Consider the following 21,369-nt stretch of genomic DNA (forward strand, 5'->3'; position numbering starts at 1 on the left):
TATGAAATTTTATTGTAATATAAAAAACATTTTGCCATCGGTTTTGCCGGTGGCTTTTTTGCGTCTGCAAATACGATTTAAAGCAAGGAAAATTATACAAATGTCTTGGATTTTTGCAAATACTTTCCGATAAAATTCGGATATAGTAAAGGATATCTGAAGGAATTCGTAAATAACAAATAGTAGTAAATATAAAGATATGTACTATTTATAAGAACTGATAGTAGGAGGTAAAATGGAATCTTACTTATTGGAAATGAAAGAAATCAGCAAGTCATTCGGTGCCGTAAAGGCTCTAAAGGGGGCTTCTTTGAATCTAAAGAGCGGAGAAGTACTGGCTTTAATGGGAGAGAACGGAGCCGGAAAGTCTACTTTGATGAATGTACTTAGCGGTTCTTTACACCCGGATGAGGGTGAGATTTTACTTGAAGGTGTAAAAAGAGAGATAAAAAATCCTATTCAGGCAAGAAGCCTTGGAATAGTAAAGATTCATCAGGAATTGCAGATCGTACCTGAACTTGATATTGCTGAAAATATTTTTCTGGGAAGATGGCAGACAGCAGGCATAGGATTTGTGCAAAAGAAAAAGATGCACGATATGGCTAAGGAATGCTTAAAGATGCTTGAGTGGGAGATAGATACAAGAACCAAGCTTAAGGATTTGCGCATCGGAGAGCAACAACTTGTAGAGATTGCCAAGGCTATTTCCTGTGAGGCAAAGATAATAGTAATGGATGAGCCGACATCGGCGCTGAGTGAACCTGAGGCGGGGAAGCTCTTCCATGTGATTGAAAAATTAAAGAAAAAAGGATGCGGTATTATTTATATTACACATCGTATGGAAGAAGTATTTAAAATTTCAGACAGACTAAGTGTAATGAGAGACGGAGAGTACATAGGTACCAAGGAAGCCGGTGAGACAAACAATGATGAAATCATTGCCATGATGGTAGGTCGCTCGGTGGAGGATCAGTATCCGAAAAGAAATGTGGAAATAGGAGATGTAGTTCTTGAAGTAAAAAATTTAAGCTTCACTCCTCCTAAGGGAAGCTTTAAGCGTTCTCTAAAGGATATTTCATTTAATGTAAGATCAGGTGAGGTGCTTGGAATTGCAGGTCTTGCAGGTGCAGGGCGTTCAGAAGTTTTTGAGAGTATCGTAGGAAAGCATGCTACTTGTACCACCGGAGAGATTTTGATGGATGGAAAGACAATGCAGATACGTTCACCTAAAGACGCTATCGCTGCAGGAATTTCTTTTGCAACAGAGGACAGAAAAGGAACAGGACTTATTCTTGGCAGAAGCATAGGAGATAATATTTCTCTGCCTTTGTATGATCGCTATGCAAGCTTCGGATTTATGAGAGACGGTAAACAGAAAAAAGACTGGCTGGAATATATGAAAAAACTTCGTGTTAAGGCCAAATCTCCGGCGGTACCTGTGGGTTCACTCTCCGGAGGAAATCAGCAAAAAGTAATTCTTGCAAGATGGCTTTTGACAAAACCTAAGGTGCTTTTACTGGATGAGCCTACCAGAGGTATAGATGTAGGAGCAAAAGAGGAGATTTATCTTTTGATCAATGAGCTGGCGGCATCGGGACTTGCTGTAGTGGTAATATCTTCGGAACTTCCTGAAGTAATAGGAATTTGTGACCGTATCATTACTCTTTGTGAAGGCAGACTTACAGGAGAGATTTCAAAAGAAGAGGCTACTCAGGAAATATTACTGGCGGCAGCCACCAATAGAAAGGAAGTAGTGGAGGCTTAATCATGGATGCTGATAAATTAAAGATTCAAAAAATAGAAAGTTTTTTAAAACAATTTCAAAGCTATATTGCGCTGATAATTATAGTAGTGGTGGCTACACTTATAAATATTAAGGATGGAGAAAATGTATTCTTAAGTGTCCCAAACCTTATGAATGTACTTCGTGCAGTTTCAGAAACCGGTATTATTGCCATAGGTATGACAATGATACTTATCTTAGGAGACATCGATCTGTCTGTAGGTTCGATTGTGGGACTGGTATCCACGGGCTGTGCCTCACTTATGGTAAGAAACGGACTTGGAATGTTTCCGGCAGTGCTTTTAAGTTTACTTATAGGCGCTCTGTACGGTTTATTTAACGGATTATGTGTTACAAAGCTTAAACTTCAGGCTTTTATAGTTACGCTTGCAAGTATGAATATTGCAAGAGGTTTGGCAAGATTTTGGTCAAACGGAGTCGGAATTCCTTTGGCATATGGTGAAGGAGAGGGATTTGCACCTCCTGCCTTCGGATTATTGCAGGAAAAGGCCTTCGGAGTGATACCTGCACCTGTAATTATATTTATAAGCTTACTTTTGATCTTTCAATGTGTGCTTTCAAAGACATCTTTCGGAAGAAAGGTTTACGCAATCGGTGGAAACAAAAATGCGTCCTATCTTGCAGGTATACCTGTAGACAGAATAAAGATAATAGCATTTATGCTTTGCAGTATGTTATCTGCGGTAGCGGCTATGATACATGCGGCACAGATAAGTCAGGGCGGACCTAATGAAGGTATAGGATATGAGCTCAATGCTGTGGCGGCCTGTGCTATAGGCGGAACTTCACTTGCCGGCGGAAAAGGAACAATGATAGGCACCTTGGTAGGTGCGATAATCCTCGGATTACTTGACAATGTGCTTGGACTTAAGGGAGTCAATTCAAATTTACAGTTGATGGTAAAGGGACTTATTATAATTGTTGCAGTATTTATGCAATCTGAAAGAAAATCTGATTAGAACTCTTTATACCGGAAAACGGTATTATAAAATACAGTCTGAAAAGGACAGACATAATAGGAAGGAGAATCGTATGATGAAAAAAGGTTTTAAGAGAATGTTAGGACTCGGTTTGGCGGCAGTTTGTGCATTCGGATTGACTGCTTGTGCCGGTGGAGGTCAGAGTGCTTCTACAACAGCGGCTCAAAGCGAGGAGGCAAAGAGTGAGGCCGGAGAGAGTAAGAGCGAGGGGGCAACAGCACAGAAGAAGGAATTTGTGATAGGTATGTCACAGTGTAATCTTGGTGAGCCATGGCGTGTGGCAATGAATGACCAGATCAAGATGGCGGCTGAAAAGCATCCTGAATTCAAGGTTATCTATGCCGATGCGGCTCAGGATAACTCAAAGCAGATAGCGGATATTCAAAACTTTATACAGCAGAAAGTGGATCTTATCATTACTTCACCAAATGAGGCAACACCGCTTACAAATGTAGTTAAGGAAGCTTATGAAGCCGGAATTCCCGTAATACTGTTGGATCGTAAGATTGACGGAGATACATATACTCAGTTTATAGGTGCCGACAATGTGGATATGGGTAGGGTTGCAGGAGAATATGTAGCCAATACTCTCTTAAAAGACGGCGGAAAAGTTTGTGAGATCAAGGGACTTGAGGGTACTTCAGGCGGAATCGACAGAGATAAGGGATTTAGAGAAGGTATTGCATCAAATCCTAAGGTTGAGATTGTTGCGGTAAACAATGCAGACTGGTTAAGAGAAAAAGCTATAACAGTGGCTGAAGAAATGTTACAGACAAATAAGGAAATCGATCTTTTCATAGCATTAAACGATCCTATGGCTGAGGGTGCATATATCGCGGCAAAGCAGGCAGGAAGAGAGAAGGATATCATGTTTGTAGGATTTGACGGTTTGCCAACTCCTGACGGTGGAATAAAGAGTGTTATCGATAAGAGAATCAGCATGACACAGGTATATCCTACAGGTGGTGCAGAGGCTATTCAGAGTGCATATGAGTTACTCGTTGAAGGCAAGGAACTTGAGAAAAATATTACTCTAAAGTCGGAGGTTGTAGTTCCTGAAAATGCTGAAGAGCTCTTGACAAAATACGGCGGAAAATAAGAAAAGCGTGACGGTTTAAAAGTAAATAATGAATCCAAAAAGGGGGAGCAGATTTTGATATGCTCCTCTTTTTTGTATCCTCGGTTTTGCTGTCATATTCAGTGCTTAAAAACTGATATAAATTTACGGTTCATATGATACAATTAATAAGAGGTGGTAGTATGAAAAGAGATCTTCTGATATTTCAGGGGGCCATGATTTTATTTGTGGCGGTAATGCTGACTTTGGCAGGAAACTATATTTACAAAAAAGAGATGCTCCGTTCAAGGATGGGCTATATTACAGAATTACAAAGGCAACTTGCGCATTCTTTTGAGGTGAAGATACAATCTGTGGATGATACATTACAGATTCTGTCGGAAACATCAGAGATTAAAAATTGTCTTTACACAAAAGATAAAGAAACCAAAATCTATCGTGAGCAGGCTGTACGTGATATTTTTGATGCTTATGAGAAAATTCATGGTGATTATTTAAATATGATCCTTGTATATGGGGACGGAGAAGATTATATCTCAAATGATATGTACAGGCCGGTGCATGAAAGTTTCTATGGAGAGGATTGGTTTTTACAGGCGATACAGGAGGGAAGTGCCTACCGCTTTGACAGTGGACTTAGAAATCTCCAAAGCTGGAAGCATTATGACAGTGACAGTTATATTTCAATTGCAAGATCGGTACAGGAGGGTGACAGGACTCTTGGAGTGCTGATGGTGGATGTTTCTGTGGGAGATTTCAAAGAGGCCTATCAGAATCTGGAAGCCGATACTGAAAACTTTTTCTTTTTAATGGATGACAGCGGAGAGATAATTCTAAGTCCTGTAAACAGGATAGTATATAGAGTTGATCCGAAGTGGTTTAAAGGTAATGAAGGCGTTGTGGTTTCCTCAATCGGTGATAAAAACTATAAATTTGTGTTTAATCGTTTTCGTGATAACAAACTTTTGATAGTAGGGGCATATGATATGGAGGAGGAAAGTAAAATTCCTCTTCGTATGACCAGGATTTCAATATTTATGGCGGGAGTCTGCTTTGTGGCTGCTATGATATGGTCGGTGTGTTATCTTTTGGAAATAACTAAGCCTTTAACAGAGCTTTCGGATTTGATGCAGTCGGCTTCTGACGGAAATCTTGATGTCAGATTTAAGAGAGAATCCAAAGAGGATATAAGAATCCTGGGAGATGCTTTCAATAAGATGGTGGAGAAGCTTAAAACTCTGATGGAAATGATGAAGCTTGAACAAAAGCAAAAGCGTGAAGCGGAACTTTTGGTAATGCAGGAACAGATAAAACCTCATTTTTTATATAATACCTTGGATATGATTGCCTGGATGGCAAGAAAACATGGAGCAGGGGATATAGTGCATCTGATTGAAACCATGTCCGAGTTTTTCCGCATAAGTCTCAGCAAGGGCAAGGAGATGATTCCTTTAAAAGAGGAGCTTAAAATGATACAGGCTTATTTGGAGATTCAAAGTATGAGATATCAGGATCTTTTTTCCTATGAGATTTTCTGCTCACCGGATATAAGAGATGAGCTTATACTCAGGATGTGTCTTCAGCCATTGGTTGAGAACTGTTTGTATCACGGTATTAAAGAATCGGACAATCCACATGCAAAAATAATGATATCTGCAGAGGCGGTTAGAGGAGGAATGCGTATACAGATAAGAGATAACGGATGTGAGATGGGAGAGGAGGTCATGGAGCAGCTAAACTCTTGTTTAAAGGCAAATGACTGGGAAAACTGGAAGGGCGGATTCGGTGTAAAAAATGTAGGAAGAAGGCTGTGGCACAGCTTTGCAAAGGGTAGCGGATTGCATTACTCAAAAGATGAAAACGGTTATACAGTGGCAACTTTACTGATTTTAAAAGAAGATGAGTAAAAAAGCCCGGAGGTGAGAATGAAAAAAGTATTGATTGCGGATGATGAACCTATGATCAGAGAAGGATTGGCAGAAATGCTTATGTCCTTTGATCTTGGATTAAATATTGTAGGTAAAGCAAAGAACGGAGTGGAAGCCCTCAGTATGGCCAAAACTTTAGGACCGGATATTATACTGGCGGATATTTGTATGCCTAGGCTTTCAGGACTGGATTTTATAAGCAAGCTTCGTGAAGTCGAACAGACCAAAACAGACATTATTATTATCTCGGGATTTCATGAATTTGAATATGCCAGACAGGCTATTTCTCTGGGTGTAAGGGAGTATCTTTTAAAGCCTATCAAAGAAGAGGAGTTAAAATCCGTTCTTGAAAGATTGCAAGTTCCTTTTAAGGAGATAAAAAAGCAGAAGAAAGGTTTTGTGTCGGACTGTTTGGAACTTTTAAAAGAGCAATATACAAACAGAGATATGGACTTAAAATATGCGGCGGAAAAGCTTTTTGTAAGTCCTGATTATCTTTCACATAAGCTGAAGGAAGAAACGGGACTGCCTTTTTCACAGTGGCTGGTAAAGCTTAGGATTCAAAGAGCGGCTGAACTTTTAGAGACCGGAGAGTATTCCGTAAATGCGGTTGCCGATATGGTGGGATTTGCAAACCAGCATTACTTCTCAACGGTATTTAAACAGTATATGGGGAAATCACCGAAGCAATACGGAGGAGGAGTATGAGAAAGATTCTTGCCCGTCCAAAAGAGCTGATACTTTTAGCTTTTATACTTGTTTGCATTTTAGGATTGTTTTTATCGGAAAAATTATACGGTGAAACTTATGAAAAGGTGGAATCATACTCCTGCCTGATAGGACTTAGCTTGCCTGAGGTGGAGAATCCTTCACATGGAGCTTTGATGGAAGAATTACATTCTGAAATGAAGAATCGTGATCTTAATATGATAATGAAAGAAGCGGGAGGAGATTTCCTGCAACAATGTAAGGATATTAAGCAGCTGGCTGCCTACGGTGTGGATGTGATGGTCATTTCACCGATAGATTCGGAAGCGGTAAGAGAGGCTATAAAGGAACTAAATATGCCGGTGATTATCTTGGAAAATCCGAAATTTTTTGATGCAGGCAGTGTGTATATGGAGTATGACGGCATTTGGGGCGGAAGAGCTCTGAGTCATATGATTTTTAATGAACATTCTGATGGAATTTTACTGCTTAGAGGTCCTGATTATGATCCTGTAAGCAGACAAAGGGAGGAAGCTTTTTTAGCCGGTCTTACTAAGGAGCAGAGAGAAAGCTTGACGATACTTGAAGTCGGACAAAACAGAGACGAGGCGGAGAGAGCCATGAAATATTTTCTTATTTCAAATACAGGTATAAAAGCGGTGGCGGGGCTGAGTTCACAGACATTATACGGTGCATATCTGGCGGCTGTAAAATTCAGAAATTTTGATATGGAATTTTACGGCATAGATAATGAGATGAGTATAAATAAGATTAGTGACGGAGACTTTCATTGGGTAGTATATAACAGCATGGCAAAGAAAATACTTGATGTGGGAGAAGAGCTGTATCTTGGAAAAGAAGTTGAAAAAAAGATTGAAATAGGGGGGATGTAAGCTGATAATACCTGTATTCAATCAAAATGTAAATTTAGAATAAATAAAGGTTTATTTATAATTCATTTTTTTTGTTACAGATATATTGAAAATAAAACTTAAATATAAAGCAACAAAATAAATTAATAAAAACATGAAAATAATATACAAAACAGCAAGTTGTATATGTGGTCGTTGTGTAAGATTGCGTTACGGATTTATTTAATTTATAATATACAAAGAAATTTAAGAAAAATGATAGTTTAGAATATGGAGGATATCTATGGATTATCGCAAATCCGCCACAGAAGTACTGGCGGCGATAGGAGGAAGTTCAAATATTGCTTCAGCCGCACATTGTGCTACAAGATTACGTCTTGTAATTGTTGATAACGGTAAGGTTGACAAAAAGACCATTGAAAACATTGACGGTGTAAAAGGCGTGTTTGAAGCTTCAGGACAGTTACAAATCATCTACGGTACAGGTACTGTAGATAAGGTTTATGATGAGTTCATACAAGTGGCCGGAATATCCGGAGCTACAAAAGAAGAGGCTAAGGCGGCTGCTGCAGCCAATACAAATATATTTCAGAGATTTATAAAGACTCTTGGAGATATTTTTGTTCCGATAATACCTGCAATCGTTGCTTCAGGATTTTTGATGGGAATCATGAATGCATTGGACTTCATGGTGGCTAACGGATTTTTGAATATTGATACTTCATCATCAATATATGTGTTTGCAAATCTGTTTTCTAATATTGCCTACATATTCCTGCCTATACTTATAGGATATTCGGCAGCGGGAGTATTTGGTGGAAATCAGTATCTTGGTGCGGTTATCGGTATGATAATGATTCATCCGAATCTTACAAACGCATGGAATGTGGCAACGGCTACAGATATAGCAACTCAAAGTGTATTTTTCGGTCTTTGGAAAATCAAGATGGTAGGATACCAGGGACATGTTATTCCGATTATGATATCGGTGTGGGTAATGTGTCAGATAGAGAAGAGACTTCACAAAGTTGTACCTGCAATGTTTGATTTGTTTGTTACACCTCTTGTTTCGGTATTTGCAACAGGTTATCTTGCACTTGCAGCTATCGGACCGGTATTTGTGTTTGTTGAGAACGGATTTTTAAATGCGGTACAGCTTCTTATAGCAATACCTCTTGGAATCGGTTCATTTATAATGGGTGCTTTGTATGCTCCTACGGTTGTTATGGGTATTCATCATATGTATACCATTATAGACCTCGGACAGATTGCAAAATACGGTGTAACCTACTGGTTACCTCTTGCATCTGCAGCCAATATAGCACAGGGCGGTGCTTGTCTTGCAATAGCTGTTAAGTCAAAGGATCCTAAGATAAAGAGCCTTTGTTTCCCTTCATCACTTTCAGCATTTATGGGTATAACGGAGCCGGCTATATTCGGTGTTAACCTCAGATTCTTCAGACCTTTCCTTGCAGGATGCCTCGGAGGTGCTGTAGGTGCTATGTTTGTTTCCATTATTAAGCTTGGAGCAACAGGAACAGGTGTTACCGGAATATTCGGAATTTTACTTACACTCTCAAATCCTGTAGGATATATACTGATGTTTATTATATCAATGGCGGTTGCATTTGCGGCAAGCTGGGTACTTACTCCGTCAAGCCTGATAGATGCAAATCTTGCTACTGAACCTGTGAAAGAAAATAAGAATGCCAAAGCTCTTGGAAGTGTAAATTCTGCAGAAGTGGATACAGGAGTAAGAGTAGAGATTAAGAAGGATGAGAATGCACCTGTAGAAGTTGAATCACCGCTTAGCGGAAAGATAGTTTCTATGGAAGAGACCAAGGATGAGACTTTTATAGCAGGAATACTTGGAAAGGGTATATGTATTATACCTGACGGTGATACTGTATATGCACCTGATGACGGTACTGTAATCGCCCTTATGGGACATGCTGTAGGTATGAAGCTTGATAACGGTGTGGAGCTTATAGTGCATGTAGGTGTAAATACGGTTGAACTTGGCGGAAAGCATTTTGAAGCATTGGTTGCAAACGGAGATAAGATAAAGAAGGGTCAGGCACTTATGAAGTTTGACTCAAAAGCAATTTCAGAGGCCGGATATCTTATGACCACACCTGTACTTGTAACAAACAGTTTTGAATACAGTGATGTAACTTGCGCTCCTTTTGGGGATGTGTCAGTGGGTGATAAAGTGTTGACTGCAGTAAAATAGTATTATAATAAAAGAGGCTGTCGAAATTATTTTTCGACAACCTCTTTTTACATAAATGCCCTCGGAGCTACACGCTTTATCATATCGAGCATATGATCATCAGGTGTGACAAACAGCAAAATATTCTCACCGTTATTCGGGAAGATAAGACAATAGGAAGATGCCATATCTCCTGTGGAGCAGTCTGTTTTCTTACCGTTTCTTTGGCCGTTCATCTTAGGTGATGAAGTAGGGAAAGCTGTTTCCAATGTCTTAAGATCGACATTAAGTACATTCTTTCTCTTTGTCTTATTGTATATAGCATCAATAGTCAGATCGGCATTCAATAAAGAATATTCATACTCTACGGATATTCTCGGATAAACCATATAATAAAATACAAAACCGAGTCCTACGGCAAGTATTAGGGCAAACTGGATATATAGTGAGAGTATAAGTGTGAATACTATTGCAACAATATTGACTGCCGAGAGAATAATTGCTGTAGTATCAGGTTTATTCTTTTTTATAAGTAATTCATAAAATGTATCATTCATTGTTTTTCACCTTCAAAAAATTTGTAATAAGTATGGCGGTATTAAATATATTTGCACCTTCAAAGGTCTTTATATCAATACCGTATTTTTTTTCTATTTGCTCTATTCTGTAAACAAGAGTATTTCTATGCATATGCATATATCTTGCGGTTTCCGCAATACTTAAATTGTGACGAATAAAAGTATTCACAAGCTGCATTGTATCATCATCTATTACTTCACCTATATGATTTTTCAGAAACTTTTCACATACGGATTTCGGAATATTATAAATAAGCTCACCGGCTCCAAGATCACCGGGACCGATTATTTTTTTGTCCGAATAAAAGATCCGGCTTATAGTCAGGGCCTGACTGAGCTCTGAATATTCCTTTGTCAAAAGAGATAAATCGGTAAATATATCACTATATGCAATATATGCTCCGGTCATTCCTTCCGTCTCTATAACATCTATAAGAGGGTGTGCAATATTGTCTTCGCCAAGATATAAAAAGCATATATGAGTGGAATCCGTTATACAAAGATATTCGGAGCTCTTTCCGGGATATAGTGAGGTGATTATCTTTGTAATATTATCATCGACTTTTGTCGGCACATATATAAGATACAGGCGCATTTTGGTTTCAGGTTTTATACCCAGTGCCTTTATGGCGTTTACCTGTTCCTTATAGGGATAAAAGCCGCTAAGTATATTCAAAAGAAGATTTGCACTTGAATATTTCTCCTTGTATGCAGCGGAAAGTTTTTTTAAATCTATAAGATCTATTTCATCTTCATTCTCAATACGAAGCTTTATTCCCGTCAGTTTATATATTTTATTTAATTCGTTTTTAAAGTCATTATTCATAAGCATATTATAGCTTTAAATAATGACTTGGTCAAAAGCATTTTGCCATAATAAAATAAAGGGGTAATAATTACCCCCTTATCATAAAAACAAATTAGTTTGTAATTGTAAGCTCTGTTTCCTTATCAAAGATATGAACCTTTTCCATATCAAGAGCGAACTTGGCATGGTCGCCTGTTCTAAGATTTGTTCTTGGATTTACTCTTGCTGTCATCTGGAAGCCTTCTACATCAAAGTATAGGAATACTTCTGCACCTAAGAGCTCATAAACTTTGATATCGGATTCGATAACGCTGTCAGGTGAGCTGTTGATAAAGAGCTCGGAATCATGCATATCCTCAGGACGAATACCTATTACTACAGTCTTACCGTTGTAAGAACCGTCTTTGAACTTGGCAATCTTTGAGATAGGAAGCTTAAGTGTATTTGCTCCGACCTTTAAGAATACATCCTCACCTCTGTTCTCAACAACTGCATCCATGAAGTTCATCTGTGGTGAACCGATGAATCCTGCAACGAAGAGATTGCAAGGAGCATTGTAAAGATTTGCAGGAGAATCAACCTGCTGTACAATACCGTCCTTCATAACTACGATTCTTGTACCGAGTGTCATAGCCTCTGTCTGGTCATGAGTAACGTAGATGATAGTAGCACCGAGTCTCTGATGAAGCTTTGAAATCTCGATACGCATCTGTACTCTAAGTTTTGCATCAAGGTTTGAAAGAGGCTCATCCATAAGGAATACCTTAGGATTACGAACGATAGCACGTCCCATCGCAACTCTCTGTCTCTGACCGCCTGAAAGAGCCTTTGGCTTTCTGTCAAGGAGCTTCTCAAGGTCAAGTATTCTTGCAGCTTCACGAACAAGTCTGTCTATCTCATCTTTAGGTCTCTTACGAAGCTTAAGGCCGAATGCCATATTGTCATATACTGACATATGTGGATAAAGAGCATAGTTCTGGAAAACCATGGCGATATCTCTGTCCTTAGGCTCAACATCGTTAACTACCTTGCCGTCGATCTCAAGTGTACCGCCTGAGATATCCTCGAGTCCTGCAATCATACGAAGTGTTGTAGACTTACCACAACCTGAAGGTCCTACAAAGATGATGAACTCTTTGTCTGCGATTTCAAGGTTGAAATCCTGAACAGCCTTAAAACCGTTAGGATAAACTTTTTCAATATTCTTTAATGATAAACTAGCCATATTGCCTCCTAAAATTTATACGAATTTTATGTCTCAAGTATATTAGATAAAGCGTAGGCTTTCAATCGCATGCATGACCAAAAATACATAGCTTCTTTCGTTAAAATAACGAATTGAAAAAGTGCCCTATATGATTTACATAAAATCGGCATTGTGCTATGCTAAGAAAAATATATCGACCGTAAAAAACTTAATATGATAAAGGAAGTATACGATAGGTGTAAATAATATAGCGAGGTAAGAAAATGAAGAAGGCATGGTGGAAGGAAGCGGTAGTATACCAGATATATCCGAGAAGCTTTTGTGACAGCAACGGAGACGGAATAGGCGATTTAAACGGTATTACAAGTAAACTTGACTATTTAAAAGAGCTTGGAATAGATGTGATATGGCTCTCACCCGTATATAAGTCACCAAATGATGACAACGGATATGATATCAGCGATTATGAGGATATAATGACCGAGTTCGGTAATATGGACGACTTTGACAAGATGCTCGCCGCTGCGCATGAGAGAGGCATCAAGATAGTGATGGACCTTGTGGTAAATCATACATCGGATGAGCATCCATGGTTTGTGGAGAGCCGCAGTTCAAAGGATAATGAAAAGAGGGATTATTATATCTGGAAGGAAGGCAAAGACGGTAAAGAGCCTACCAACTGGGGTTCCGCATTCTCCGGCCCGGCATGGAAGTATGATGAGAAAACGGATATGTATTATCTGCATCTTTTCTCTGTAAAGCAGCCGGATTTGAATTGGGAAAATCCTAAGGTCAGAAAAGAAGTATTTGATATGATGACAAGATGGTGCGAAAAGGGCATCGATGGTTTCAGAATGGATGTTATAAGTCTTATATCAAAGCCTGAAGGATATCCTGATGCAAAGGTAGTCGGACTTTACGGAGATATGAACATCTGTGCAAACGGACCTAAGGTACATGATTATCTCAAAGAGATGAATGAAAAGGTGCTTTCAAAGTTTGATATTATGACTGTCGGAGAGACTGCAGGCGTTACGCTTGATGAGGCGAAAAAGTATGCAAACAGTGAGGGCAGTGAGCTCAACATGGTATTCCAGTTTGAACATATGGGGCTTGACGGTGAAGGAGACTTCAAATGGTCAACAAAGCACATCCCGCTTGTACCTTTAAAGGAGAATCTTACAAAGTGGCAGCTGGGACTTGATGAAGTGGCATGGAACAGCTTATATTTTTGTAATCATGACCAGCCGAGAATCGTATCAAGGCTTGGTGATGACAGTGACGAGTTCAGAGAGGTTTCTGCAAAGTGCATAGCTACCTGTCTACATATGATGCAGGGTACACCTTATGTATATCAGGGTGAGGAGCTCGGTATGACAAATACCGTGTTCAAGTCTGTAGACGATTTCAGAGACCTTGAATCAATCAATGCATATAGGGAGCTTATAGAGAGCGGTCTATATACTAAGGAAGATATGTTCCCGAAGATTGCACACAAGAGCAGAGACAATGCAAGAACTCCTATGCAGTGGGATGCAAGCGAGAATGCAGGTTTTACTACAGGAACACCTTGGATAGCCGTTAATCCGAACTATAAAAAGATCAATGTGGCGGATCAGTTAAAGAGAGAAGACTCCGTATTTAACTATTATAAGAAACTCATCAGACTCAGAAAAGAAAATGAGATAATAGTATACGGAAATTATGAACTCTTACTTCCGGAAGATGAAAATATTTTTGCATATGTAAGAAGTCTTGACGGAAAGAAACTTTTAACAGTGTGCAACTTCAGTAAGAGCGAGCAAAAATTTGACTTCCAAGGCTATGAAAATGCCGAGGTTCTGATATCAAATTATAACAGAGATGCCAGGAAAGACGGCATATTAAAGCCATATGAGGTGACTGTTTTATTACTTGAAAATACATGAAAAACGTGATAAAATGTTGACAAATATAATAAAGATACTCAATGGAGGAGAATAAAATGAAAAAAAGATTCTTGAGTGTTGCGGCAGGTGTTTTAGCCGTATCTGCTATCTTGGCAGGTTGCGGTTCAGGTGCTGCAAAGAGCGACGGCGGTGCAGATAATCAGAGCAGTGCTGCAGAGACTAAGGCAGGCGAGAGCAAGGCCGACAGTGCTGCAAGCGGAGATGCCCTTAGACTTATCAACGGTAAGATTGAGATCGATGCGCAGTTAAAGAAGGCTGCAGAGAAGTTCAAAGAGAAGACCGGACAGGAAGTTGTTATCGAGTCACTTGGTGGCGGTGTTGATATCCAGGGTCAGATAAAGAGCTACAAGGCTGCCGACAATATGCCTGATTTGTTCGTTATCGGTGGTGACGGAGATTACGCTAACTGGACAGATATGGTTGCGGATCTTAGCGATACAGAGTTTGCAAAGAATACGGACTTTGCTTACAAGGATAAGACAACAGGTAAGGTTGTAGGTTTCCCATATGCAGTAGAGGGATATGGAATCACATACAATGCCGATATCTTGGAGAAGGCAGGTATCGATCCTGCAACACTTAAAAACTATGATGCTTTCAAGGCCGCTTTTGAGAAGCTTGACGGCATGAAGGATGAGCTTGGTATTCAGGCTGTAGCATCAGTTGCCGCAGAGGCAGGACAGATGTATTGGTCAACAGGTAACCACTTATTCGGTTATTACTATACAGGTGGTCTTGAGAGAGGCGACAACAAGTATTTTGATATGGCAATGAAGGGTGAGCTTGATGATGAGAGACTTGGTGAGTTTGCCGATATGACAGAGCTTCTTTTCAAGTATGCAGATCCACAGGTACTTGTTTCAGGAACATATGATGACCAGTTGGCACTTTGGGCACAGGGTAAGACAGCATTTATTACACAGGGTAACTGGATTGATCCTTCACTCCCAACATACAATGTGTCATTTAAGGCAGGTCTTTTACCGCTTGCTTTCACAAAGTCAGATATGACAAGAATCCTTGCTGACTGCCCGTCATGGTGGTGTGTATATAAGGACGGTAAGAATGTAGAAGGTGCTAAGGCTTTCCTTGACTTCCTTGCTACAGATCCTGATGCACAGGAGATTCTTGTAAAAGAAGCAGGTATGATTTCACCATATAAGACAAGTACAATAGAGCCTGAGACTCCACTTGCGGTTAGCCTTAAGAAGTATGTAGATGCAGGTGAGACATCTTCATGGGCATGGTCAAATATGCCTGAAGGACTTGCACAGAACGCACTTGGACTTGTATTTGATTCATTTGCAAAGGGAAGCATTACAAGAGATGATTTTGTAACTTTGATGAAGTCAACAATGGCTGACTACATAGCAAACAATAAGAAATAATATTTTTAAAATGCTTCGCAAATTATAGAACAGCGAGTCTTTGAAGTTTTGATGGCGACTTTTTAAAGTCGCCATTTTTTTATAGAAAGATTTTTTAAACTAAGTTTATTGAAAGGAGTGAAAATTGAATACAGATAAGAAAATAATTCCTTTGGCAATGCTGGCTCTTGGAGCAATACTTACAATTTATGCATTGATTTTAGACTTGACCGGGGCTACAGGAGAGCTTAGAGGATATATACTTATTTTGGGTGTTATTTTACTCATATTGGGCGTATTTAAAATGCCACATAAGAAGCACACAAAGATAGTAAATATGGTATTTTTATTTCCGATGGTATTTACTTTTGCAGTGACGGTTATAATTCCGTTTATTTTGGGTATTATATATTCATTTACAGATTGGAACGGAATACAGGTTACAAGATTTGTCGGATTTGAAAATTACATTACAATGTTTAAGCAGTCGGACTATGTATATTCATTTGTAATTACACTTATATATACAGTTATAAATATGGTTTTGGTTAATGTTGTCGGATTTGTGCTGGCACTTGTATGCTCATCAAAGATAAAGGGTACATCATTTTTCCGTTCAGCTTACTTTTTACCGAACCTGATTGGTGGTCTTGTACTCGGTTATGTATGGCAATTTATCTTCAATAAGGTATTTACAACGATATTTGCAGGTTCATTGTCAATGCTTACAGATGCCAACCTTGCACTGCTTGCGATTTTGATAGTAAATACATGGCAGTATGCCGGATATATAATGCTTATTTATCTTACAGGTCTTCAGACTGTACCGAAGGATGTACTTGAGGCATCCGGTGTTGATGGAGCTTCAGCACTTACAACACTGTTTAAAATAAAAATACCGATGATTGCAAATACATTTACAGTATGTATATTCCTTACATTGGTAAACTCATTTAAGCAGTTTGACTTAAACCTTGCGATAACAAACGGTGCACCGAGCCGTATTATGGGACCGAAGATTATTCAGGCTACAGAGCTTTTGGCTCTTAATATTTATAATACAGCTATCAGAAAGAACAATTATGCTCTTGGTCAGACCAAGGCGGTTGTATTCTTTATAATACTTGCAGCAGTATCTTTGACACAGGTTGCAATCAGTAAGAAGAGGGAGGTAGAGTTATAATGAAGGCACAGAAAACAAGAAATTTAATCGGCAGTATTATAGGCTTTATTATCGCATTCTTTATACTATGCCCTTTCTTCCTGGTAATTATAAACTCTGCAAAAACCAGTGCGGATATAGTAATAAGTCCTATATCTTTACCTAAGAACTGGGGACAGATGCTTGCAAACTTTAAGGGTGTTATAAACAATGACAACTTCAGTTATTGGAGCTCTTTCAGAAGCTCTTTGATAATTACAGTGGTTTCACTTGTGCTTTTGACATTGTTCTCATCAATGGCTGCATGGGTACTCAGCCGACATCATAAAGAGGGTTGGTCAAACTTCATCTTTATGATGTTTGTAGCGGCTATGGTTATTCCTTTCCAGGTAGTTATGCTTCCTATACTTACAGTTTTCAAGAATATAGGAAACTTTACAGGAATACAGATGCTTTCAAGCTATAAGGGTGTAGTATTTGCTTACCTCGGCTTTGGAGGTTCCATGTCAATATTTGTATTGCACGGATTTATAAAGGGTATTCCAAAGGAGCTTGAGGAGGCTGCATGGATTGACGGTTGCTCTCCTGAAGGCACATTCTTCAGAATAATAATGCCTCTTCTTCGTCCGGTACAGATGACGGTTCTTATACTGAACGGGTTGTGGATATGGAATGACTATTTGCTTCCGTCCATTATGCTTGGACTTAACGGTAAGATTAAAACACTGCCTATCGCGGTAAGCAGCTTTGTAGGCTCTTATGTAAAGCAGTGGGATTTGATTCTTAGCGCCGCATTCCTTGCTATGATTCCTATAGTATTATTATTCCTGATTGCTCAAAAGCAGATTATTCAGGGAATGGTAGACGGAGCTATTAAATAAGATTTTAAATGGGTAAACCCTAAATATGAGCCATGCGAATCCGATTTTGCATGGCTTAAAAAATAAGGAGGAGAAAATGAGAAAAAGTGGAATATTACTTCATATAAGCAGCCTTCCCGGTAAATATGGAATAGGAAGTTTTGGAAAAGCTGCATATCACTTTGTTGACAAGTTAAAAGAGGCAAAGCAATCATTCTGGCAGATACTGCCTCTTGGAGCCACAGGATACGGAGATTCGCCATACCAGTCATTTTCTACATTTGCAGGAAATCCGTACTTTATAGATCTTGAACAGCTTATAGAAGAAGGACTTTTGACCAAAAAGGAATGTGACGGTGTAGATTTCGGTACAGACTTAAAGAGAGTGGACTATAAAAAGCTTTATGACGGCAGATTTGATCTTTTACATAAGGCATATGAGAGAGCTAAAGTTTATGAAGATGATAAATTTGCAGATTTTGTTTATGAGAATTCCAAATGGCTCTGGGATTATGCACTCTTTATGGCGATTAAAGACTATTTTAACGGAGAGCCTTTTAGTACCTGGCCTAAGGATATAAGAGAAAGATATGATTATGCTATCAATTATTATAGGGAGAAGCTTTACTTTGATATAGAATTTTATCAGTTCCTACAATATAAATTTGATGAACAGTGGAAGAAATTAAAAGCATATGCCAATGAAAACGGTATAGAGATTATCGGCGATATTCCGATTTATGTGGCTATGGACAGTGCGGACACCTGGGCGCACAGAGAGCTGTTCCAGATGGATGAAGAGGGTAAGGCTGTAGCGGTGGCAGGTTGTCCGCCTGACGGTTTTGCTCCTGACGGACAGCTTTGGGGAAATCCGCTTTATAATTGGGGATATCACAGAGATACAGGATATAAATGGTGGATAAAGAGACTTGGAAAAAATTTTGAAAACTATGATGTTATCAGAATAGATCATTTCAGAGGATTTGATGAATACTATTCCATCCCTGCAGAGAATGAGACTGCGGCAGGCGGTCACTGGGAGAAGGGTCCGGGTATTGAACTTTTCAATAAGATAAGGGAAAGACTTGGTGACTGTAAGCTTATAGCGGAGGATCTTGGATATGTGACGGACAGTGTAAGAAGACTTGTAAACGACAGCGGCTATCCCGGAATGAAAGTCCTTGAATTTGCTTTCGATTCCAGAGATACGGGAAGCGCAAATGACTACTTACCTCACAATTATACAAGAAACAGCGTGGTATACACCGGAACTCATGACAATGAGACTGTGATGGGATGGCTTGATGATATTACGGAAAAAGAGTATGATATGGTGCTTGCATACTTTAATTTAAAGAAGTCCGACAAGAAGACTGAAGTCTGTGATGCACTTATCAGAGCGGCAATGGGAAGTGTCTCGGATACCTGCATTATACCTATACAGGACTATCTTCACTATGACCACAGGTACAGAATGAACACACCTTCCACAATAGGTAAGAACTGGATGTTCAGACTTACAGAGAATGAGATAGATGAGAATACCTGGAAGAATATCAAGTATCTGACAGAGTTATATGGTAGAGGGTGAGAGGTTGGTTTAATAATTCCAATTTAATACTACTAATTATCATATAATTATGGTATAATATACCTCATAATATTAAAAAAGGGGGTGAAGATTATGCCACAAATTATTCCTATTAAAGATTTGAAAAACACTTCAGAGATTTCAGATTTATGCCATAGTACATCAGAACCTGTTTTTATAACAAAAAACGGATATGGTGATATGGTAATTATGAGTATTGATACCTTTGAAGGAATATCCAATAAGATGAATATGTATCAAAGTCTTATAAACTCAGAACAGCAAATCAAAGAGGGAAAAGTACGTGATGCAAGAGAGGCTCTTAATACAGTGAGGAATAAGTATGATTTATAATATTATTTTATGAAATCGTTCGAGTATCATGAAGCCAAGGTCACGGGAATGGATTATGTAATCATATATAAGATCGTTGATAAAAATGTCTATATATTAGGAATTTTTCATACTTTAGAAAATTATGAAAATAAAATAAGACTCTTTTGGAAAAAAGATATTTTTTAGCATTAAAAAAGAACCTGTCGGGAGGCGTTTATTCCGACAGGTTCTTTTTAATATTTTTAAATCTCAATAATCAAAGCCTGGTATCCTTCAAGCCTTATCTCGGTATCTGAAACAAAATCAACATTTTCCACATTGTTTAAAACAACCTTTTTACATTTTGAAGGAAGTTTTACAGTTTGTGGCTTGATCCCGAAGTTGCCGAGTACAAGCAAGGTTTGATTGTCTGTAACTCTCTTAAATGCCATAAGCTTCTCTACCTCAGGGAGATATGGCACGGTCTTACCATATACTACAGTCTCAGTATACTCAGGGTCTTTTCTGAGAGCGGTGAGCTTTTTGTAGTGTGAGAGAAGCGAATTAGGATCATTTATTTGTGATGCCGCATTGATTCTCTTATAGTCGGGGCTTACCATAAGCCATGGTGTGCCTGTGGTAAATCCGGCATTTTTGCTGTCATCCCACTGGAAAGGAGTGCGGCTGTTGTCACGGCTGTAATGCTTTACGGCTGCAAATGCCTCTTCGGGAGAAAGTCCGGCTTCTATTGCTACTTTATACTGGTCACGGGTTGATATATCATCTATCTGGTCCATAGAGGTGAAGTTTACATTCTCCATACCTATTTCCTGGCCTTGATAGATAAACGGAAGTCCACGAAGCATAAACTGCATTGTACCGAGGAACTTCTTTGCGGTTTCGCTAAGCTCGTCTGCAGGGATATAGTGGCTCACACCTCTTGGCTCGTCATGGTTTTCTATAATGGTGGAAATCATTCCGATATCACCGATCTTTTCCTGAGTCTCAAAGCAGCATCTCTTATAGTCATCAGGGGTGATAGGCTTGCAGTCATACCAACCGTTTTTACTCTTTCCGAATATTGTCTCATTGAAGTCAAACATACTTGAAAAATACCCGTCATCACCGATGAAAAGCGGGATATCCTCTTCACGCTCGTCAAATACTTCACCGACTGTGAAAGCGTCATGCTTAGCAAATGTCTCGTTTTTAAGTTCTGTAAGAAAGTCACCCACACCTATAGCGTCCTTGAGCATTCTATGTGTCTCCACAAAGCCGTCTTCTCTATCGGGTGGGTAGCAATAGTCAATTATAGGTAGAGCCTTCTTTATATTTATAATGGCATCAATTCTAAAGCCTGCAAGTCCTCTTTCAAGCCACCAGTTTATCATTGTATATATTTCTTCACGAACTTTTTTGTTTTCCCAGTTTAGATCAGGTTGCTTTTTATGGAAGAGGTGAAGATAGTATTTGTTTGTACCCGGTATCTTCTCCCATGCGCTTCCACCAAAGTAAGAACGCCAGTTGTTAGGTTCTTTGCCGTCCTTACCTTCTTCGATATAGAAATACTTTCCATATTCACCGTCAGGATCTTCCATAGCTTTTTTAAACCACTCATGCTCGTCTGAGCAGTGATTTACTACAAGGTCCATAAGTATGTACATATCTCTTTTTTTAGCTTCTGCCAAAAGTTCGTCCATATCGTCCATATTTCCGAATACGGGATCTATATTGTAATAGTCTGAAATATCATAGCCCTGATCCGCAAAAGGAGAGCAGTAACAAGGAGACAACCATATTATGTCAACTCCGAGATCTTTTAAATAGTCAAGTTTTTCTGTAATACCTCTCAGGTCACCTATACCGCTTCCTGTAGTATCATTAAAACTTTTTGGATATATTTGATAAGCAACTTTACCATGCCACCATTTTTTCTTCATAAATAACCTC

Annotated in this window: 17 protein-coding genes; 13 read left to right on the top strand and 4 right to left on the bottom strand. The window is 39.0% G+C overall.

Features of this window, described 5'->3' with window-relative positions; translation table 11 throughout:
- Positions 1–235: 235 nt before the first annotated feature.
- The 7 genes from HMPREF1135_RS10960 to HMPREF1135_RS10990 all read left to right on the top strand — a co-directional run bounded on the left by HMPREF1135_RS10960 (position 236) and on the right by HMPREF1135_RS10990 (position 9,603).
- Positions 236–1,765: a sugar ABC transporter ATP-binding protein gene (locus HMPREF1135_RS10960; protein WP_007595154.1), complete on the top strand. Its 1,530-nt coding sequence runs from the start codon at positions 236–238 to the stop codon at positions 1,763–1,765.
- A gap of 2 nt (positions 1,766–1,767) precedes the next feature.
- The gene (locus HMPREF1135_RS10965; protein ID WP_007595156.1) at positions 1,768–2,763 is read left to right on the top strand and encodes an ABC transporter permease; all 996 of its coding nucleotides are present in this window, start codon (positions 1,768–1,770) and stop codon (positions 2,761–2,763) included.
- Positions 2,764–2,836: 73 nt separating this feature from the next.
- On the top strand, positions 2,837–3,883 hold the full coding sequence (locus HMPREF1135_RS10970) for a substrate-binding domain-containing protein (RefSeq protein ID WP_007595158.1): 1,047 nt from the start codon (positions 2,837–2,839) through the stop codon (positions 3,881–3,883).
- A gap of 161 nt (positions 3,884–4,044) precedes the next feature.
- Positions 4,045–5,769, top strand: coding sequence for a cache domain-containing sensor histidine kinase (locus tag HMPREF1135_RS10975; protein WP_007595160.1), 1,725 nt, complete (start codon positions 4,045–4,047; stop codon positions 5,767–5,769).
- Between the two features lie 18 nt (positions 5,770–5,787).
- Positions 5,788–6,498, top strand: coding sequence for a response regulator transcription factor (locus tag HMPREF1135_RS10980; RefSeq protein ID WP_007595162.1), 711 nt, complete (start codon positions 5,788–5,790; stop codon positions 6,496–6,498).
- Positions 6,495–7,391, top strand: coding sequence for a sugar ABC transporter substrate-binding protein (locus HMPREF1135_RS10985; protein ID WP_007595164.1), 897 nt, complete (start codon positions 6,495–6,497; stop codon positions 7,389–7,391). Before HMPREF1135_RS10980 ends, HMPREF1135_RS10985 begins: the two co-directional genes overlap by 4 nt.
- 262 nt (positions 7,392–7,653) lie before the next feature.
- Positions 7,654–9,603 (top strand): PTS beta-glucoside transporter subunit IIBCA, encoded by a 1,950-nt coding sequence (locus tag HMPREF1135_RS10990; protein ID WP_007595165.1) that lies wholly within the window; start codon positions 7,654–7,656, stop codon positions 9,601–9,603.
- A gap of 47 nt (positions 9,604–9,650) precedes the next feature.
- Here the strand turns inward: HMPREF1135_RS10990 and HMPREF1135_RS10995 are convergent, their stop codons facing one another.
- From HMPREF1135_RS10995 to HMPREF1135_RS11005, 3 genes are all read right to left on the bottom strand, one after another.
- A complete protein-coding gene (locus HMPREF1135_RS10995) occupies positions 9,651–10,139 on the bottom strand; it encodes a hypothetical protein (RefSeq protein ID WP_007595166.1) in 489 nt (162 codons plus the stop codon).
- The gene (locus HMPREF1135_RS11000) at positions 10,132–10,986 is read right to left on the bottom strand and encodes a helix-turn-helix domain-containing protein (protein WP_034243522.1); all 855 of its coding nucleotides are present in this window, start codon (positions 10,984–10,986) and stop codon (positions 10,132–10,134) included. Before HMPREF1135_RS11000 ends, HMPREF1135_RS10995 begins: the two co-directional genes overlap by 8 nt.
- Positions 10,987–11,080: 94 nt before the next feature.
- Entirely contained in the window at positions 11,081–12,193 is a 1,113-nt protein-coding gene (locus tag HMPREF1135_RS11005; protein WP_007595169.1) for an ABC transporter ATP-binding protein, read from the bottom strand.
- Positions 12,194–12,438: 245 nt separating this feature from the next.
- On the opposite strand from HMPREF1135_RS11005, the gene HMPREF1135_RS11010 reads away from it, so the two are divergent.
- From HMPREF1135_RS11010 to HMPREF1135_RS11035, 6 genes are all read left to right on the top strand, one after another.
- Positions 12,439–14,103 (top strand): glycoside hydrolase family 13 protein, encoded by a 1,665-nt coding sequence (locus tag HMPREF1135_RS11010; protein ID WP_007595171.1) that lies wholly within the window; start codon positions 12,439–12,441, stop codon positions 14,101–14,103.
- 56 nt (positions 14,104–14,159) lie between these two features.
- A complete protein-coding gene (locus tag HMPREF1135_RS11015; protein WP_007595172.1) occupies positions 14,160–15,512 on the top strand; it encodes an ABC transporter substrate-binding protein in 1,353 nt (450 codons plus the stop codon).
- A 124-nt stretch (positions 15,513–15,636) separates the two neighbouring features.
- On the top strand, positions 15,637–16,674 hold the full coding sequence (locus tag HMPREF1135_RS11020; protein ID WP_007595174.1) for a carbohydrate ABC transporter permease: 1,038 nt from the start codon (positions 15,637–15,639) through the stop codon (positions 16,672–16,674).
- The gene (locus tag HMPREF1135_RS11025; RefSeq protein WP_007595175.1) at positions 16,674–17,534 is read left to right on the top strand and encodes a carbohydrate ABC transporter permease; all 861 of its coding nucleotides are present in this window, start codon (positions 16,674–16,676) and stop codon (positions 17,532–17,534) included. Before HMPREF1135_RS11020 ends, HMPREF1135_RS11025 begins: the two co-directional genes overlap by 1 nt.
- Positions 17,535–17,610: 76 nt before the next feature.
- Entirely contained in the window at positions 17,611–19,104 is a 1,494-nt protein-coding gene (gene malQ / locus HMPREF1135_RS11030) for a 4-alpha-glucanotransferase (RefSeq protein ID WP_007595176.1), read from the top strand.
- 93 nt (positions 19,105–19,197) lie between these two features.
- Entirely contained in the window at positions 19,198–19,458 is a 261-nt protein-coding gene (locus tag HMPREF1135_RS11035) for a type II toxin-antitoxin system Phd/YefM family antitoxin (protein WP_007595179.1), read from the top strand.
- 224 nt (positions 19,459–19,682) lie between these two features.
- Here the strand turns inward: HMPREF1135_RS11035 and HMPREF1135_RS11040 are convergent, their stop codons facing one another.
- Positions 19,683–21,359 carry an alpha-glucosidase gene (locus HMPREF1135_RS11040; protein ID WP_007595181.1) on the bottom strand — a complete coding sequence of 559 codons (1,677 nt, stop codon included), beginning with the start codon at positions 21,357–21,359 and terminating at the stop codon, positions 19,683–19,685.
- Positions 21,360–21,369 lie beyond the last annotated feature (10 nt).

This window comes from Lachnoanaerobaculum sp. OBRC5-5, assembly GCF_000296385.1.
In the GTDB taxonomy this organism is placed as follows: domain Bacteria; phylum Bacillota; class Clostridia; order Lachnospirales; family Lachnospiraceae; genus Lachnoanaerobaculum.

What these genes read in the sequence shown, in the direction of transcription:
- HMPREF1135_RS11025 (WP_007595175.1), top strand. Translation starts at nt 16,674, where the DNA reads ATGAAGGCACAGAAAACAAGAAATTTAATCGGCAGTATTATAGGCTTT.
- HMPREF1135_RS10995 (WP_007595166.1), bottom strand. Translation starts at nt 10,139, where the DNA reads ATGAATGATACATTTTATGAATTACTTATAAAAAAGAATAAACCTGAT.
- HMPREF1135_RS10990 (WP_007595165.1), top strand. Translation starts at nt 7,654, where the DNA reads ATGGATTATCGCAAATCCGCCACAGAAGTACTGGCGGCGATAGGAGGA.
- HMPREF1135_RS11005 (WP_007595169.1), bottom strand. Translation starts at nt 12,193, where the DNA reads ATGGCTAGTTTATCATTAAAGAATATTGAAAAAGTTTATCCTAACGGT.
- HMPREF1135_RS11015 (WP_007595172.1), top strand. Translation starts at nt 14,160, where the DNA reads ATGAAAAAAAGATTCTTGAGTGTTGCGGCAGGTGTTTTAGCCGTATCT.
- HMPREF1135_RS11040 (WP_007595181.1), bottom strand. Translation starts at nt 21,359, where the DNA reads ATGAAGAAAAAATGGTGGCATGGTAAAGTTGCTTATCAAATATATCCA.
- HMPREF1135_RS10975 (WP_007595160.1), top strand. Translation starts at nt 4,045, where the DNA reads ATGAAAAGAGATCTTCTGATATTTCAGGGGGCCATGATTTTATTTGTG.
- HMPREF1135_RS10960 (WP_007595154.1), top strand. Translation starts at nt 236, where the DNA reads ATGGAATCTTACTTATTGGAAATGAAAGAAATCAGCAAGTCATTCGGT.
- malQ (WP_007595176.1), top strand. Translation starts at nt 17,611, where the DNA reads ATGAGAAAAAGTGGAATATTACTTCATATAAGCAGCCTTCCCGGTAAA.
- HMPREF1135_RS11000 (WP_034243522.1), bottom strand. Translation starts at nt 10,986, where the DNA reads ATGAATAATGACTTTAAAAACGAATTAAATAAAATATATAAACTGACG.
- HMPREF1135_RS10970 (WP_007595158.1), top strand. Translation starts at nt 2,837, where the DNA reads ATGATGAAAAAAGGTTTTAAGAGAATGTTAGGACTCGGTTTGGCGGCA.
- HMPREF1135_RS10985 (WP_007595164.1), top strand. Translation starts at nt 6,495, where the DNA reads ATGAGAAAGATTCTTGCCCGTCCAAAAGAGCTGATACTTTTAGCTTTT.
- HMPREF1135_RS11010 (WP_007595171.1), top strand. Translation starts at nt 12,439, where the DNA reads ATGAAGAAGGCATGGTGGAAGGAAGCGGTAGTATACCAGATATATCCG.
- HMPREF1135_RS10980 (WP_007595162.1), top strand. Translation starts at nt 5,788, where the DNA reads ATGAAAAAAGTATTGATTGCGGATGATGAACCTATGATCAGAGAAGGA.
- HMPREF1135_RS11035 (WP_007595179.1), top strand. Translation starts at nt 19,198, where the DNA reads ATGCCACAAATTATTCCTATTAAAGATTTGAAAAACACTTCAGAGATT.
- HMPREF1135_RS10965 (WP_007595156.1), top strand. Translation starts at nt 1,768, where the DNA reads ATGGATGCTGATAAATTAAAGATTCAAAAAATAGAAAGTTTTTTAAAA.